This is a genomic window from Allosediminivita pacifica, assembly GCF_003054175.1.
Taxonomy (GTDB): Bacteria; Pseudomonadota; Alphaproteobacteria; order Rhodobacterales; family Rhodobacteraceae; genus Allosediminivita; species Allosediminivita pacifica.
On the sequence record NZ_QBKN01000049.1, the window covers coordinates 1 to 15632 of the forward strand.

General features: G+C 69.2%; 13 protein-coding genes. 9 read left to right on the forward strand and 4 right to left on the reverse strand.

What is annotated here, in order from left to right:
• Positions 1 to 1137, reverse strand: a 1137-nt coding sequence (locus C8N44_RS21785; protein WP_107978857.1) for an NAD(P)/FAD-dependent oxidoreductase, incomplete at its 3' end; no start/stop codon positions are given.
• A 219-nt stretch (positions 1138 to 1356) separates the two neighbouring features.
• A complete protein-coding gene (locus tag C8N44_RS21790; RefSeq protein WP_107978848.1) occupies positions 1357 to 1560 on the reverse strand; it encodes a DUF1127 domain-containing protein in 204 nt (67 codons plus the stop codon).
• Positions 1561 to 1847: 287 nt separating this feature from the next.
• On the opposite strand from C8N44_RS21790, the gene C8N44_RS24230 reads away from it, so the two are divergent.
• The 9 genes from C8N44_RS24230 to C8N44_RS21830 all read left to right on the forward strand — a co-directional run bounded on the left by C8N44_RS24230 (position 1848) and on the right by C8N44_RS21830 (position 13499).
• Positions 1848 to 2714: a transglutaminase family protein gene (locus C8N44_RS24230; protein WP_373282696.1), complete on the forward strand. Its 867-nt coding sequence runs from the start codon at positions 1848 to 1850 to the stop codon at positions 2712 to 2714.
• Positions 2711 to 5254, forward strand: coding sequence for a transglutaminase family protein (locus tag C8N44_RS21795; RefSeq protein ID WP_373282697.1), 2544 nt, complete (start codon positions 2711 to 2713; stop codon positions 5252 to 5254). The genes C8N44_RS24230 and C8N44_RS21795 overlap by 4 nt, the downstream gene beginning before the upstream one ends.
• Before the next feature lie 16 nt (positions 5255 to 5270).
• Entirely contained in the window at positions 5271 to 7682 is a 2412-nt protein-coding gene (locus C8N44_RS21800) for a circularly permuted type 2 ATP-grasp protein (protein ID WP_107978849.1), read from the forward strand.
• Between the two features lie 10 nt (positions 7683 to 7692).
• Positions 7693 to 8583 carry a transglutaminase family protein gene (locus C8N44_RS21805; RefSeq protein ID WP_107978850.1) on the forward strand — a complete coding sequence of 297 codons (891 nt, stop codon included), beginning with the start codon at positions 7693 to 7695 and terminating at the stop codon, positions 8581 to 8583.
• Positions 8584 to 8931: 348 nt separating this feature from the next.
• Entirely contained in the window at positions 8932 to 10071 is a 1140-nt protein-coding gene (locus C8N44_RS21810; RefSeq protein ID WP_188758676.1) for an ABC transporter substrate-binding protein, read from the forward strand.
• A gap of 102 nt (positions 10072 to 10173) precedes the next feature.
• Positions 10174 to 11094, forward strand: a complete 921-nt coding sequence (locus C8N44_RS21815; protein WP_107978851.1) for a branched-chain amino acid ABC transporter permease — start codon at positions 10174 to 10176, stop codon at positions 11092 to 11094.
• The gene (locus C8N44_RS21820; RefSeq protein WP_107978852.1) at positions 11091 to 12074 is read left to right on the forward strand and encodes a branched-chain amino acid ABC transporter permease; all 984 of its coding nucleotides are present in this window, start codon (positions 11091 to 11093) and stop codon (positions 12072 to 12074) included. The genes C8N44_RS21815 and C8N44_RS21820 overlap by 4 nt, the downstream gene beginning before the upstream one ends.
• Positions 12067 to 12816 (forward strand): ABC transporter ATP-binding protein, encoded by a 750-nt coding sequence (locus C8N44_RS21825; RefSeq protein ID WP_107978853.1) that lies wholly within the window; start codon positions 12067 to 12069, stop codon positions 12814 to 12816. The genes C8N44_RS21820 and C8N44_RS21825 overlap by 8 nt, the downstream gene beginning before the upstream one ends.
• Positions 12813 to 13499 carry an ABC transporter ATP-binding protein gene (locus C8N44_RS21830; RefSeq protein WP_107978854.1) on the forward strand — a complete coding sequence of 229 codons (687 nt, stop codon included), beginning with the start codon at positions 12813 to 12815 and terminating at the stop codon, positions 13497 to 13499. Before C8N44_RS21825 ends, C8N44_RS21830 begins: the two co-directional genes overlap by 4 nt.
• Here C8N44_RS21830 and C8N44_RS21835 read toward each other — a convergent pair.
• Together C8N44_RS21835 and C8N44_RS21840 are read right to left on the reverse strand one after the other, a co-directional pair.
• Entirely contained in the window at positions 13496 to 14764 is a 1269-nt protein-coding gene (locus tag C8N44_RS21835) for a glycerate kinase type-2 family protein (protein WP_107978855.1), read from the reverse strand. The genes C8N44_RS21830 and C8N44_RS21835 overlap by 4 nt on opposite strands.
• Before the next feature lie 386 nt (positions 14765 to 15150).
• Positions 15151 to 15363 (reverse strand): hypothetical protein, encoded by a 213-nt coding sequence (locus tag C8N44_RS21840; RefSeq protein ID WP_146178900.1) that lies wholly within the window; start codon positions 15361 to 15363, stop codon positions 15151 to 15153.
• Positions 15364 to 15632: the final 269 nt, after the last annotated feature.

Sequence of the window (15632 nt, forward strand, 5' to 3'; positions counted from 1 at the left end):
TGTTCGAGCGCACCAACAGGCCGGACATATGAACGCAAGCGATCCGATCAAAATCGTCAGAGTATTCTTGCGGGGAGGAGGCCGTCCACATATGGGCACATGGTCCTTCGTCATGGCGATGCGCCCCTGCCAGGCGTGCTCGATCGGCAGGTCGCCCAGCGCGGGAAAGAGCGCGCGCAGCTTGCGCCGCGCCCAGCCGTCGTGGATCGCCCCCGCCGGCCCGTCGAGATCGCCGATCCCGCCGAAGATCATGCGCCCCGCCGCATCGAGCCGGAACGAGTTCATCACCATCGCCGTGTCCCAGCAGCCCTCGCCGCCGGGCAGGATCGTATCGCGCAGATGCCCGGGGATCGGCGCGGTCGCGAACTGCGAGAAATGCACTGGCACCGTCTCGGGCGCGAAGGGCCCGGTGATCCCGGCGTGATAGGCGTTGGTGGCCAGCAGCAGCGCGCCCGCGCGGACGGTGTGCCCGTTGGCCACGACCTCCCACCCGGTGCCGTCGTGGCGGATGGCCGAGACCGGGGAGCCCGCGTGGAGGCGCGCGCCCTGTTCGGCGGCCGCGCGCGCCAGTCCCACGGCATAGGCGCGGGGCTGCACCGTGCCCGCACGCGGATCGAACAGCGCGCCGTGCACGCCGGTGGCCCCGGTGCGGCGCGTGGCTTTCTCGGCATCGAGCAGTTGCAGCGGTGCGCCGTGGCGGTTGCCCTGCCGGAACCGGTCCTTAAGATCGGCAAAGCCCGAGGGCGCGTGCGCGCAGTGCAGCGTGCCGCTGCGAACCGGTTCGCAGTCGATGTCGTGCCGGGCGATCAGGTCGAAGACCATGTCGGGGGCGGCGCCCAGCGCCTCGATCAGCCGGGTGCCGGCCTCTTCACCCATGATCTCGATCAGCCCGTCCGGCGGCACCCAGAGCCCCGCGTTCACGAGGCCCACGTTGCGGCCAGATCCGCCGAAGCCGATCTCCTCGGCCTCGAGCAGCACGACCGAGGCCCCCGACCCGGCGGCCTCGAGCGCGGCGGCGCTGCCGGTGAAGCCCCCGCCGATGATGACGAGATCCGCGTCGGTGTCGGCGGCAAGCGGCGGCGCTGCCACGCATTCGGCGCAGCTTGTCTGCCATAGGATGCCGCGGGGGGCGCTCATGCCTGCCACCATGCGGCAGCCTGCGGGGACACGAAGAATCTCATGCGGGGAAGCATATTGGAAGCGACGGCGGGTTACACGACCCTCGCGCGCTTCACCGGGTGCGGCCTGTCGCAGCGGGACGGGCAGCCCTTGAAACAACGGCGCCCCCGCCATTCTGGCGGGGGCGATCCGGGCACGCTGCAGTGCAGCGAATATCGGCTATGCGACAGGCGCAGATTAGGCTTCGTCGGCGGCGCGGCGAGCGATCATCGGGATGTCGTAGCGGCTCAGGCCGAGGTCCGCCAGCTCGCGGTCGTTGAGCACGTTGAGCTCTTCGTAGGTGCGGCGGTAGATGGCGCGGCGCTGAGCAAAATCACGGTACTCTGCGCGCAGGCGTGCGAAGAAACCGGGGCGGCCAAGGTTCAGTGCGGTAACGGTCATGTCTGTGTCTCCGTTCTCGGGTAGCGTCTGATATGTTCGTCGTTCGCGCTAACAAATACGCTCTTTCTGCACCCGCACAATCCCGGCAAACAGCAATGCCGCTATGCAGCAAATACAGGGCGGGATGGGAGGCAGCCTTGCGCCCCGCGCATGTCTTTCGCGCTGCACATCCTGTGGTCAGAACACACGGACCGCGCGCACTTCCGCGCCACCTTCTGTCCCGGAGCTTTACATGAGGGGGCTGGCGTATCTCCTGACGCCCAGCACAGGCAGCGCGGGACGAGTTCATGGCCATCACGGCAAGCATCTACCACCTGACCCATTACATGTATGACCGGCCGGTCATGCTCAGCCCGCAGATCGTGCGGCTGCGCCCGGCCCCGCATTCCCGCACCCGGGTCATCTCGCACTCGCTGCGCGTCACCCCGACCGAGCATTTCGTGAACCACCAGCAGGACCCCTACGGCAACTGGCTGACGCGGCTGGTCTTTCCCGAGCCGGTGACCGAGCTGAAGCTCGAGGTCGACCTCGTCGCGGACATGACGGTCTACAATCCCTTCGACTTCTTCGTCGAGGACCGCGCGCAGGAATGGCCCTTCGAGTATCCTGACGAGGTCAAGCAGGACCTGTCGATCTACCGCAAGACGGGCCGCGCAGGAAAGCTGCTCAAGGAATACGTGGCCGGCATCCCGCGCGACACCACCGGCACCGTCGATTTCCTCGTCGGGCTCAACGCGCAGCTGTCGCGCGACATCGGCTACGTCATCCGGATGGAGCCGGGCGTGCAGACGCCGGAGGAGACGCTGAAGAAGGCCCGCGGATCGTGCCGCGACAGCTCGTGGCTGCTTGTGCACATCCTGCGCCACCTCGGTTTCGCGGCGCGCTTCGTCTCGGGATACCTGATCCAGCTGAAGCCCGATCTCGTCTCGCTCGACGGGCCGGCGGGCACCGACCACGACTTCACCGACCTGCACGCCTGGTGCGAGGTCTACCTGCCCGGCGCGGGCTGGATCGGGCTCGACCCCACCTCGGGGCTGCTGACCGGGGAAAGCCACATCCCGCTCGCGGCCAGCCGCACTTCCAGAACGCCGCGCCCATCGTCGGCGGCTACAGCGGGCACAAGGACACCAAGACCGACTTCGCCTTCGACATGAACGTCAAGCGCGTGGCCGAGCATCCGCGCATCACCAAGCCCTTCTCGGAAGAGGCGTGGGAGGCGCTCGACACGCTGGGCCGCAAGGTCGACCAGCGGATGCAGGCGCAGGACATCCGCCTGACCATGGGCGGTGAGCCGACCTTCGTGTCGATCGACGATTTCGAAAGCCCCGAGTGGAACACCGCCGCCGTCGGTCCGATGAAGCGTGGCATGGCCGACACGCTGATCCGGCGCCTGCGCGACCGCTTCGCGCCCGGCGGCTTCCTGCACTACGGGCAGGGAAAGTGGTACCCGGGCGAGACGCTGCCGCGCTGGACCTTCTCGCTGTTCTGGCGGCAGGACGGCAAGCCGGTCTGGAAGGACGCCTCGCTGGTGGCCCCCGAAAGCGAAAAGGCCCCCGCCAGCCCCGACAAGGCCGCGGCCTTCATGGAGAGCTTCGCCGAGAGCATCGGCCTCGACCCCGCCTACGTGCGCCCCGCCTACGAGGATCCCGCCGTCTGGGTCCTGAAGGAAGCGGAACTGCCCGAGAACGTCACCCCCGAGGACCCCAAGCTGAAAGACCCCGAGATGCGCGCCCGCATCGCGCGGGTGTTCGAGCGCGGGCTCGACACGCCGGCGGGCTTTGTCCTGCCGATCCAGAAATGGCAGGCGCGCGCCAAGGACCACAAGCGCTGGCAGTCCGAGCATTGGCAGACCCGGCGCGGGCACCTGTTCCTGGTACCCGGCGACAGCCCCGTGGGCTTCCGCCTGCCGCTGGGCGCCCTGCCCTACGTGCCGCCCTCGGCCTATCCCTACATCTACCCCACCGACCCCACCGTGGATCGGGGCGAGCTACCCGACTTCCACGAACGCCGCCAGGCGGTGGTCGAGGAGATCGACCGCATCGCCCGCGAGGCGCGCGAGGCCGAGGACACCCTGCCCGAGACCACGCCCGGCCACAGCCAGCCGGTCAGCGCCACCAAGGAGCATCCCGAGCAGCAGCCCATCATGCCTCAGCAGGCCACCGACCCCGAGGGCAGCGCCGTGCGCACCGCCATCGCGGTGGAGCCGCGCGACGGGCGGCTTTGCGTCTTCATGCCCCCGGTCGAGGATCTCGAGGATTACCTCGAGCTGCTCTCGGCGGTCGAGGACACGGCGGCGAAGCTCGACCTGCCGCTGCACATCGAGGGCTACACGCCCCCGCACGACCCGCGCATGAACGTCATCCGCGTCGCCCCCGACCCCGGCGTGATCGAGGTGAACGTGCATCCCGCGGAAAGCTGGGAGGACTGCGTGGCCATCACCCAGGGCGTCTACGAGGAGGCCCGCCAGTGCCGCCTCGGCGCCGACAAGTACATGATCGACGGCAAGCACACCGGCACGGGCGGCGGCAATCACGTGGTGGTCGGCGGCGCCACGCCCAACGACAGCCCCTTCCTGCGGCGGCCCGACCTGCTGCGGTCCGTGGTGCTCTACTGGCAGCGGCACCCGTCGCTGTCCTACCTTTTCTCGGGCACCTTCATCGGCCCCACCAGCCAGGCGCCCCGCATCGACGAGGCCCGGCACGACAGCCTGTATGAACTGGAAATCGCGCTCAGCCAGATCCCCTCGCCCGAGGAAGGCACCCCGCCGCAGCCCTGGCTGCTGGACCGGCTCATGCGCAACATCCTGATCGACGTGACCGGCAACACGCACCGGGCCGAGATCTGCATCGACAAGCTCTATTCCCCCGACGGCCCCACCGGGCGGCTGGGTCTCGTGGAATTCCGCGGCTTCGAGATGCCGCCCGACGCCAAGATGAGCCTCGCCCAGCAGGTGCTCATCCGCGCGTTGCTGTCGCGCTTCTGGCAGGCGCCGGTGCGCGGCAAGCCGGTGCGCTGGGGCACCACGCTGCACGACCGCTTCATGCTCGAACACCACGTCTGGGAAGACTTCATGGACGTGCTGCGCGACCTCGGCGACCACGGCTTCAACTTCCGCCCCGAATGGTACGAGGCCCAGCGCGAGTTCCGCTTCCCCTTCCTGGGCGAGGTCGAGTACGAGGGCGTGCACCTCGAGCTGCGGCAGGCGCTGGAGCCCTGGCACGTGCTGGGCGAACGCGGCGCCATCGGCGGCACCGTGCGCTACACCGACAGCTCGGTCGAACGCATCCAGGCGCGGCTCACCACCAGCGACCCCGACCGCTACATCGTGACCTGCAACACCCGCGCGCTGCCCATGACGGGTGCGGGCAGCGGCACCTCGGTGGGCGCGGTGCGCTTCAAGGCCTGGCAACCGGCCGAGGCGCTGCACCCGGTGCTGCCGGTCAACGCGCCCTTGGTCTTCGACGTCTTCGACACCTGGACCGGCAAGGCCATCGGCGGCTGCACCTACCACGTCGCCCATCCCGGCGGGCGCAACTATGAAACCTTCCCCGTGAACGGCTACGAGGCCGACGCGCGCCGTCTGGCACGTTTCGAGAAGATGGGGCATACGCCGGGCAGCTACTGGCCCGCGCCGGAACGCACCCACCCCGATTTCCCCATGACGCTCGACCTTCGCCGCGCCCCGGGGATCTGACAACCGAAGGACCGTTATGACCGAGGAGAGGGGCGATCTGGACATCCCCGACGCGGTCGCCGACCTGCTGAAAGGCTACGCCCCCCACAAGGGCGTGGCCGACGAGCTCATGCGCCGCGACGGCACGCTGCGCGAGGTCTGGAAACCGCTGATGGAGCTTCTGGCCCGCCAGAGCCCCGACGCGCTCGCCGCGCGCTTCGCCAGCGGCGACCAGTACCTGCACGACACCGGCGTCTATTTCCGACAGCTTCAGGGACAAAGCTCGGCGGAACGCGACTGGCCGCTGAGCCACATCCCGGTGATGATCGACGCCAAGGAGTGGGAGACCCTCAGCGAGGGCATCGCCCAGCGCGCCGATCTGCTCGAAAAGATCATGGCCGACCTCTACGGCGAGGGCACGCTGGTAAAAAACCGCGTGCTGCCCGCCGACCTCGTGGCGCGCAATCCCGAATGGCTGCGGCCGCTGGTGGGCACCAAGCCACGGTCGGGCCATTTCCTGCACTTCCTCGCCTTCGAGATCGGCCGCTCCCCGGACGGAAGCTGGTTCGTGCTCGGCGACCGCACGCAGGCGCCGTCGGGCGCGGGCTTCGCACTGGAAAACCGCATGGCAAGCGGCCGGGTCTTCAAGGAACTCTACCAGGACGCCAACGTCGAACGGCTCGCCACCTTCTTCCGCCGCTTCCGCGACGCGCTGCACGGGCTGCGCGGCTCGGAGGAGGAAGGCCGCGTCGGCATCCTGACGCCCGGCCAGCACACCGACACCTACTACGAGCACGCCTACATCGCCCGCTACCTCGGCTACATGCTGTTGGAAACGGGCGACCTGAAGGTCGAGAACGACCAGCTCATGGTGCGCACGATCAAGGGCCCGGTGCCGGTAAGCGTGCTGTGGCGGCGGCTCGATTCCCGCTTCGCCGACCCGCTCGAGCTTGACGAAAGCTCCGCGCTCGGCACGCCGGGCATGGTCTCGGCGGTGCGCTCGGGCGCGATAGACATGGTGAACTGCCTCGGCTCGGGCGTGCTCGAGGCGCGCGCGCTCATGGCCTTCATGCCGCGCATCAGCCAGGCGCTCACGGGCGAACGGCTCAAGCTGCCCAACATCGCTACCTGGTGGTGCGGCCAGAAGGCGGAGCGCGCCTACGTCACCCAGAACCTCGACCGCATGCTGATCGGTCCGGCGCTCGCCACCAAGCTGCCCTTCGACATCGAGGCCACCACCGCCCGCGGCGGCAAGTTCCGCGAAGGCGCCCGCCAGTCGGTGAACGAATGGCTCGAACGCGAGGGCGCGAGCCTCGTCGGACAGGAGGCGGTGACGCTTTCCACCACGCCCGCCATGATCGACGGCCATCTCGTGCCGCGGCCCATGGTGGTGCGCGTCTTCGCCGCCCGCACGCCCGAGGGCTGGACCGTGATGCCCGGCGGCTACGCCCGCATCGGCCGGACCGAGGACCCCACCGCGCTCGGCATGCAGTCGGGCGGATCGGTGGCCGACGTCTGGGTGGTCTCGGACGAGGAGGTCAAGCCCGAGACGCTGGCGGCCGAGACCCCCGGCCCCTTCATCCGCCGACAGCCCGGCCTGCTGCCCGCGCGGGCGGCCGACAACCTCTACTGGCTGGGCCGCTACGTGGAACGCGCCGAAAGCAGCGTCCGCCTGCTGCGCGCCTACCACAAGCGGTTGCAGCACTACGGCTCGGACACGCTGCCGCTGGTCGAGACCATCGCCGCGCACCTGTCCAAGATCGCGCTCAATCCCGGCGACCCGCTGCCGCCGGGGCTGCTGCATCACTTCGCGCTCGCCCGCGACTGCGCCGCCAACGTGCGCGACCGCTTTTCCACCGACGGCTGGAACGCGCTGTCGGACCTCGCCGCGACCGCGCAGGACCTTGCAGACCAGGTGCACCGGGGCGAGGACACCGTGCGCGCCATGTCGGTGCTGCTGCGCAAGCTGGGCGGCTTTTCAGGCCTCGTGCATGACAACATGTTCCGCTTCAACGGCTGGCGCTTCCTGACCATGGGCCGCGCGGTCGAACGCGCCGACCAGATCGCGAGCCTGCTGGCCGCCTTCGCCGACCCCGCCGGCCCGCCGGGGGGCTACGAGCTTGCCGTCGAGGTGGGCGACAGCGTGATGACCCACCGCCGCCGCTATTCCGTGGAAAGCAACCGCAACACGGTGATCGACCTGCTCGCGCTCGATCCCGACAACCCGCGCGCCATCCTCTTCCAAGTCGAGGCGCTGCACGACGAGGAACAGCGCCTCGCCCGCGACACCCGCCACGTACGGCGCGGCATGGCCTCGCGCCCGATCCTGCAACTGCGCACGGCGCTCGAGGTGGCCACCCCGGAAGAGATCACGACGCAGCGCCTCATCGGCATCCGGGGCGAGATCGCTGCCATCTCGGACGCGATCTCCACCCAGTATTTCAGCTAGGGTCAGCCCCATGCTCTACGACATCCGCCTCGAGATAACCTACGGCTACGCCAATCCCGCGCAGGCCAGCCGCAGCCTGCTGCGGATGTTGCCCCGCTCCATGCCCGGCCAGCAGCTTCTCTCGGGCAGCGTCGACACCGACCCCGCGCCAAGCTGGCGCCGCGACCGGCCCGATTTCTGGGGCAACCCCATGACCGAGGTCGCCCACGACATGAAGCACGACCGCATCCGCTTTCTCTTCTCGGGCCGGGTGAACCGCACCGCCCCCGCGCGCAGTCTCGACGTCAGCGTGCCGCTGCGCCGCCTGCCCGCCGAGGTGGCGGGCACCTTTTCCATCGCGCCGGGCGCGCCGCATCATTTCCTCGGCCCCTCCCCGCGCGTGCCCGCCGAGCCCGAGATCGCCGCCTTCGCCCGCGACTGCGTGAGCGGCGACGTCTCGACCCTCGACGCGATCCGCGCCGTGGCGCACAGGCTCTACGAGGAATTCGACTTCGACCCGACCGCGACCGAGGTCACCACCAAGACCATCACCGCCTTCCGCAACCGCCGGGGCGTCTGCCAGGACATCAGCCACGTCACCATCGCCGCGCTGCGCGCGCTCGGCATCCCGGCGGGCTATGTCTCAGGCTTTTTGCGCACCACGCCGCCGCCGGGCCGCCCGCGGCTGGAAGGGGCGGATGCCATGCACGCCTGGGTCATGGCCTGGACCGGGCCCGAGACCGGCTGGATCCAGGTCGACCCCACCAACGACATCGACGCGGGCAACGACCACGTGACCGTCGCCACGGGGCGCGACTATTCCGACGTGGCCCCGATCCGGGGCGCGCTGCGCTCGTCCGGCGGGCACAGCACCCTGCACAGCGTCGACATGATCCCCGTGGGCGAGGCGCCGGGACCCTAGGACCGAACCGATGCCGGAGCCGCGCCATCGCCGGGTCGCGGTACGGCGCGCGACGGCCGGACCCCTCGCTTTATTGCGGCAATCTCCGAAAAAGACCGATACGACGCGCCGACGTCGAACAATCGCCGTGCCGGGGGGCGGCCCGGCGATGGCGCGGCGGCCTGCGGCCTTGTCCCGCGCTGGGGCACATCAGGTGAGCGTCGCGCGGGGCGGCTACCCTCGCCGGGGCGCATCCGTCCCGTAACCCGCGAAAGCCGCATTGCCATCCGCGCCCACATGGCCAAAACTCCGCCCCGACAACAGGGCGGCACCAAAGCCGCCGACACGGGGACGATAGGGAGACGACCGATGAAGGTTCTGAAGACACTGGCGCTCACCACGGCGCTGACCGCCGTTGCAGGCATGGCCGCCGCCGACGTGAAGGTCGGCATGATCACCACGCTGTCGGGCGGCGGTGCCTCGCTCGGCATCGACACGCGCGACGGCTTCATGCTGGCGATGGGCATGGCCGACCGCGACGACGTCGAGGTCGTGATCGGCGACGACCAACGCAAGCCCGACGTGGCGGTGCAGCTCGCCGACGAGATGATCCAGTCCGAGCAGGTCGACGTGCTGACCGGCATCGTCTGGTCGAACCTCGCCATGGCGGTCGTGCCCTCGGCCACCGCGCAGGGCAAGTTCTACCTCTCGACCAACGCGGCGCCCGCCCAGCTCGCGGGCCGGGGCTGCAACCCCAACTACTTCGCCGTCAGCTACCAGAACGACAACCTGCACGAGGCCGCCGGCGCCTATGCCAAGTCCGAGGGCTACACCAACCCCTTCATCATGGCACCCAACTACCCCGCCGGGCACGACAGCCTCGCGGGCTTCAAGCGCTTCTACGGCGGTGACCTCGCGGGCGAGGTCTACACCACGCTCGGCCAGACCGACTACGCCGCCGAGATCGCCCAGATCCGCGACAGCGGCGCGGACAGCATCTTCTTCTTCCTGCCCGGCGGCATGGGGATCTCCTTCCTCAAGCAGTATTCCAACAGCGGCGTGGAGCTGCCGGTGATGGGGCCGGCGTTTTCCTTCGACCAGGCCATCCTGCAGGCCGTGGGCGAGGCCGCGCTCGGCGTGAAGAACGGCGCGAACTGGTCCAAGGACCTCGACGTGCCCGCCAATGCCGACTTCGTAGCCGCCTTCGAGGAAGCCTACGACCGCCTGCCCTCGATCTACGCGGCCTACGGCTACGACACGGCGAACCTGCTGTTGTCCGCCGTCGACGCGGCGGACCCGGCCGAGGACCCCGACGCCTTCCGCGCGGCACTGAAAGCCGCCGACTTCGACAGCGTGCGCGGCGACTTCAGCTTCGACACCAACAATCACCCCGTGCAGGACATCTACGTTCGCGAGGTGGTGCAGGAGGGCGATATCTTCACCAACAAGATCGTCGCCACCGCCATCGAGGACCGCTCGAGCGCCTACGTCGACGAATGCAAGATGTAAGCGCCGCGCGCTGATCCACCCCCTCCCCGGCCCTCCCCCTGACAGGGGGAGGGAGCGGCGCCCCGCCCCGCGCGGAAGCGCCCGAAAGACCACGGAACCGCGATGTCCCCGATCCTGATCGCCGAGCAGGTCCTCAACGGCCTGCAATTCGGCGTCATGCTGTTTCTCATGGCCGCGGGCCTCACGCTGATCTTCGGCGTGATGGGCCTCATCAACCTCGCCCACGGGTCGCTCTACATGGTGGGGGCCTTCGCCGCTGCCGCCGTGGCGGGGCTGACCGGCTCGTTCCTGCTGGCGCTCATCGCGGCGCTGGCCGCCGCCGCCATCGCGGGCGCGCTGGTCGAGATCGTGGTGATCCGAAGGCTCTATGCCCGCGACCACCTCGACCAGGTGCTGGCGACCTTCGCGCTGATCCTGATCTTTTCCGAAGGCACGCGCTGGATCTTCGGCTCCTTCCCGCTGTTCCTCGACATCCCCGGCTGGCTGTCCGGCCCGGTCACCCTGCCCGGCGGCATCGCCTACCCGCTCTACCGGCTGGTGCTGATCGGTGCGGGGCTGGCGGTGGCGGCGGGCCTTGGGCTGCTGATCTCGCGCACGCGCATCGGCATCCAGATCCGCGCGGGTGAGAACGACCGCGAGATGATCGCCGCGCTCGGCGTCGACATCTCGAAGCTCTACACCATCGTCTTTGCCCTCGGCGCGGCGCTGGCGGGGCTGGCTGGCGCGCTGGTGGGCGCAATCCAGTCGGTGCAGGTCGCCATGGGCGAGCCGGTGCTGATCCTTGCCTTCGTGGTCATCGTCATCGGCGGCATCGGGTCGATCCGGGGCGCGCTGGTGGGCGCGCTGCTGGTGGGGCTGACGGATACGCTGGGCGGCATCTTCCTGCCCGAGCTCTTCAAGCTGTTCCTCGACCCGGCCACCGCCACCGCCGTGGGCGCCTCGCTCGCCTCGATGGCGATCTACATCCTCATGGGCGCGGTGCTGATCTGGCGGCCCACGGGCCTGTTCGGAGCGCCCGCATGAGCCGCGAAACGATCCTGAACGCCCTGCTGGTCGCGGGCCTCGTGGCGCTGCCGCTGGGCGCGCATCTGGCGGGCGAGCCCTTCACCGTGACGCTGGCCACCCGCGCGGTGATCCTCGCGCTGGCCGCCGTGGGGCTGAACATCGCGCTGGGGCTCGGCGGGCTGGTGAGCCTTGGCCATGCGGCCTTCTTCGGCGTGGGCGGCTATGCCATGGGCATCCTCGCCTCGCACGCGCAAAGCTACGTGCCGCTTATGGAGGCGCCCTTCCTCATCGAGGGCACCAAGTCCATGCCGGTGATCTGGCTGGTGGCGGTGGTCGCCTCGGCGCTGGCGGCGCTGCTGATCGGGATGCTCTCACTGCGCACCTCGGGCGTCTACTTCATCATGATCACCCTCGCCTTCGGCCAGATGCTTTATTACTTCGCCATCGGCTGGGCGCCCTACGGCGGCGAGGACGGGTTGCCGATCTACGTGCGCAACGGCTTTCCGGGGCTGAACACGCTGGTGCCCATCCAGTTCTACGCGCTCTGCCTCGTCGTGCTGCTGCTGGCGCTGGCCCTGCACGCGGTCATCGCCCGCTCGCCCTTTGGCCTCGCGCTCGACGCCGCGCGACAGGTGCCCGAGCGGGTGCGCGCCGTGGGGCTGAACCCCACCCGGCTGAAGCTGGCCGCCTTCACCCTTTCGGGCGCGATCACGGGGCTGTCGGGGGCGCTGTTCGCCGACCTCAACCGCTTCGTGAGCCCGACGATGCTGAGCTGGCAGATGTCGGGCGAGATCATGGTGCTGGTCATCCTCGGCGGGACCGGACGGCTGTTCGGCCCGGTCGTCGGGGCGGCGGTCTTCGTGGCACTGGACCATCACCTCGGCGGGCTGACCGAGTTCTGGCAGGTCTGGCTGGGCGTGATCCTTCTGGCCGTGGTGCTCTTCGCGCGCGGCGGGCTGATCGGGCTGATCGCCGGGGAAAGGCGCACCGATGCCTGAACCCATCCTCTCCGCGCGCGGCATCACGAAAAGCTTCGGTGCGCTGAAAGCCTCGGACGACATCACGCTCGACCTGCGGGCGGGCGAGATCCACGCCGTCATCGGCCCCAACGGCGCGGGCAAGTCGACGCTGATCGCGCAGTTGTGCGGCGGCCTTGCCCCCGACGCGGGGACCGTGCAGTTCCTCGGCCACGACGTGACCCGCGAGGGCACAGCCGCCCGCGCCCGCCGGGGTCTTGCCCGCACCTTCCAGATCTCGGCGCTGGCGATGGAGCATTCGGTGATCCAGAACGCGACGCTGGGCTGCGTCGGGGCCACGGGCACGCCCTGGCGCATCGTCTCGCGCGCCCTGCGCCGCGGCCCCCTGCGCGACCGGGCCGAACAGGCGCTGGCCCGCGTCGGCCTGCAGGACCACGCCGCCACCCGCGTCGCGGACCTGTCGCACGGGCAGCGCCGCCAGCTCGAGGTCGCCGTGGCCCTGACCCTGCAACCGAAAGCCTTTGTCATGGACGAACCCATGGCCGGGCTTGGCGCCGAGGGCAGCGCGCAGATGACCCGCCTCCTGCACGACCTGCGCCACGAGGCGCCCATCCTGCTGGTCGAACACGACATGGACGCGGTCTTCGCGCTGGCCGACCGCATCAGCGTGCTGGTCTACGGGCAGGTCATCGCCACCGGCACAGTGGACGAGATCCGCGCCCACCCGGAGGTCCGCGCCGCCTACCTCGGGGACGAGACATGACTCTGCTGAGCCTGCAAGACGTGACCGCCAGCTACGGCGCGAGCCAGGCGCTCTTCGGCGTCACGCTCACCATCGCCGAGGGCGAATGCCTCGCGCTCATGGGCCGCAACGGCATGGGCAAGACCACGACGGTCAAGGCCATTTGCCGCATGATCCCCGCCGAGGGCACGCTCACCTTCGACAGCCACGACCTGCATCGCCTGCCCAGCTTCGCCGCCGCCCGCCTCGGCCTCGGGCTTGTCCCCGAAGGACGGCGCTGCTTCCGTGACCTCACCGTGTCGGAAAACCTGCATGCCGCCGCCCGGCGCGGGCCATGGGACATGGACCGCGTGACGGGGCTTTTCCCCCGCCTCGGCGAACGCAAGACCCAGCGCGCCGCCACGCTCTCGGGCGGCGAACAGCAGATGCTGGCCATCGGGCGCGCGCTCATGACCAACCCGCGCCTGCTCATCCTCGACGAGGCGACAGAGGGGCTGGCCCCGCTGGTCCGTCAGGAGATCTGGCAGGCGATCACCCAGCTCAAGCGCGACACCGGCATGGCCATGCTGGTGATCGACAAGTCGGCGCGCGAATTGGCGCAGGTCGCCGACCGCGCCGTGATCCTCGAACGCGGGCGCACGGCATGGTCCGGGCCGATGCAAACGCTCGACGCCGCGACCCGCGACAGGCTCGTCGGCGTCTAGACCGGCTCGATCAGCACCGCGCGAAAATCGTTCACGTTGGTCAGCGTCGGCCCGGTCACCACCTGGTCGCCGATCGCCGCGAAGAACCCGTGCGCGTCGTTCACCGCCAGCGCGTCCTCCGGCGAAATCCCCGCTGCGCGCGCCTTCTCCAGCGTCTCGGGCGAGACCAGCGCGCCCGCCACCTCGGCAGCACCGTCCACCCCGTCGGTATCTCCGGCAATGGCATGGATGCCCGGCGCGCCCTTCAAAGCCACGGCCAGCGCCAGTGCATATTCCGCATTGGGCCCGCCGATGCCGTCGCCCCGCCGCGTCACCGTGCATTCGCCGCCCGAGAGCAACAGAAGCGGCGGATCGCTCGGCTTGCGCCCCGCCTGCCGCGCAAGCGCCAATTCGGCCTGTTCAGCGGCCACCTCGCGCGCCTCGCCCTCGATCGCGTCGCCCAGGATCTCGACCTCGAAGCCCTGCGCCCGCGCCGCCTCGGCCGCGGCTTCCAGCGATTGCGAGGGCGCGGCGATGACCTCGGTGGAACACGTCGACAGCCGGTCATCCCCCGGCGACAGCACCGCGCGCGGGCCGTTCAGCACCGCGTCGACCGAGGCCGGGATCTCGATGCCCCAGCGCGTCAGGATCGCCCGCGCATCGTCCGGCGTGCTGGCGTCGCCTACCGTGGGGCCAGAGGCGATGAAGGCCGGGTCGTCCCCCGCCACGTCCGAGATCACGAGGCTTGCCATCTTCGCGGGATACGCGGCGGCGGCAAGCTGCCCGCCCTTCACGCGGCTCAGGTGCTTGCGCACGGTGTTCATCTGTGTGATCGGCGCTCCGCTGGCCAGAAGCGCCGCGTTCACCGCCTGCTTCTCCTCGAGCGTGATGTCCCCGGCGGGCGAGACCAGCAGCGCCGAGGCCCCGCCCGAGATCAGCGCCACGACGAGGTCCCCCTCGCCCAGACCTTGCAACAGCTCGAGCATCCGCGCGGTCGCCGCGGCCCCCGCCGCGTCGGGCACCGGGTGCGCCGCCTCGACGATCTCGATCCCCGCGCAGGGGCGGCCATAGCCATAGCGCGTGATGACCAGCCCCTCGCAGGGACCCCATGCGCTTTCCACCGCCTCGGCCATCCGGGCGCTCGCCTTGCCCGCGCCGACGATGACCACGCGACCCTTGGGGCGCGGGGGCAGCGCCGCCGGAACGCAGCGCATCGGGTCGGCGGCTGCCACGGCGATGTCGAAGTATGCGCGCAGCTTCGCGGCGATCTGAATGTCTCCGCTCATGAGACCACTCCGACAACCGCCCTGGCCCACGTGCCGCCTGCTTCCGATCTCATCATGACAAATTCCCCTTCTGGCGCGCTCAGAGGTGCCCCGACCTGCGGTCGTGGTCAAGCACGCGGCAAACCTGCAACCTAAGCGCGATCGAGGCATCGTGTCGCCCTGTTGCCGATTGGCAAGCACACCCGGTGCATGCAGTGCCGTCACGTCCCGCGACCTTGCAAAAGGTTAAGATGTCGTTAACGATAACCTAGGAACTTGGGTAAGAGTTGTATCTGTCTCAAGATTGGTTCCCGGCGGGTGATAGCGCGACCTATCACCCGCCACGAGACCGCGCCGCAAAAGTCGAGTGGCGAAGACAACCCTTGGGCGAATGCGGGAAATGCACTTCAGACCGCCGCCACCGCACTTAAATTATCGATACGCGGCAATCTGCCGATATTGACAGTGGTCGCTCTGCAAGCTTCAGAGACGTTCAGCACAGCCACGCACACCTCTGTTATCATTATGAAAATAATGCCAGACTTGCGCGAACCGAGCCAAATCTGAGCGCCCCGGACCTCTTTCTGGCGCCGCACGAAAAAAGCCTCGGCTTCCATCAAGCTGTCATTTCGTCAGGCTAGGGTTAACTAACGATTAGCCGTGCACCCAAGGGGTACTTCCTTGGCCCCGCATCTTGCACCTCCAGATGCCCCTCATCGGCCCGCGCCGGGCTATAAATTCCGATGTTTCGGGAGAGCCGACAGTGAGATTTATAGACGCGACCGACGCCGCGAACCTGACGGCGGCACCGTTCCAGACACGCAAGGCCGCCTTCAACCGCGAGGCACAGACGCTCTACCTCCGCTTCGGCAAGCGGGTCTTCGACCTG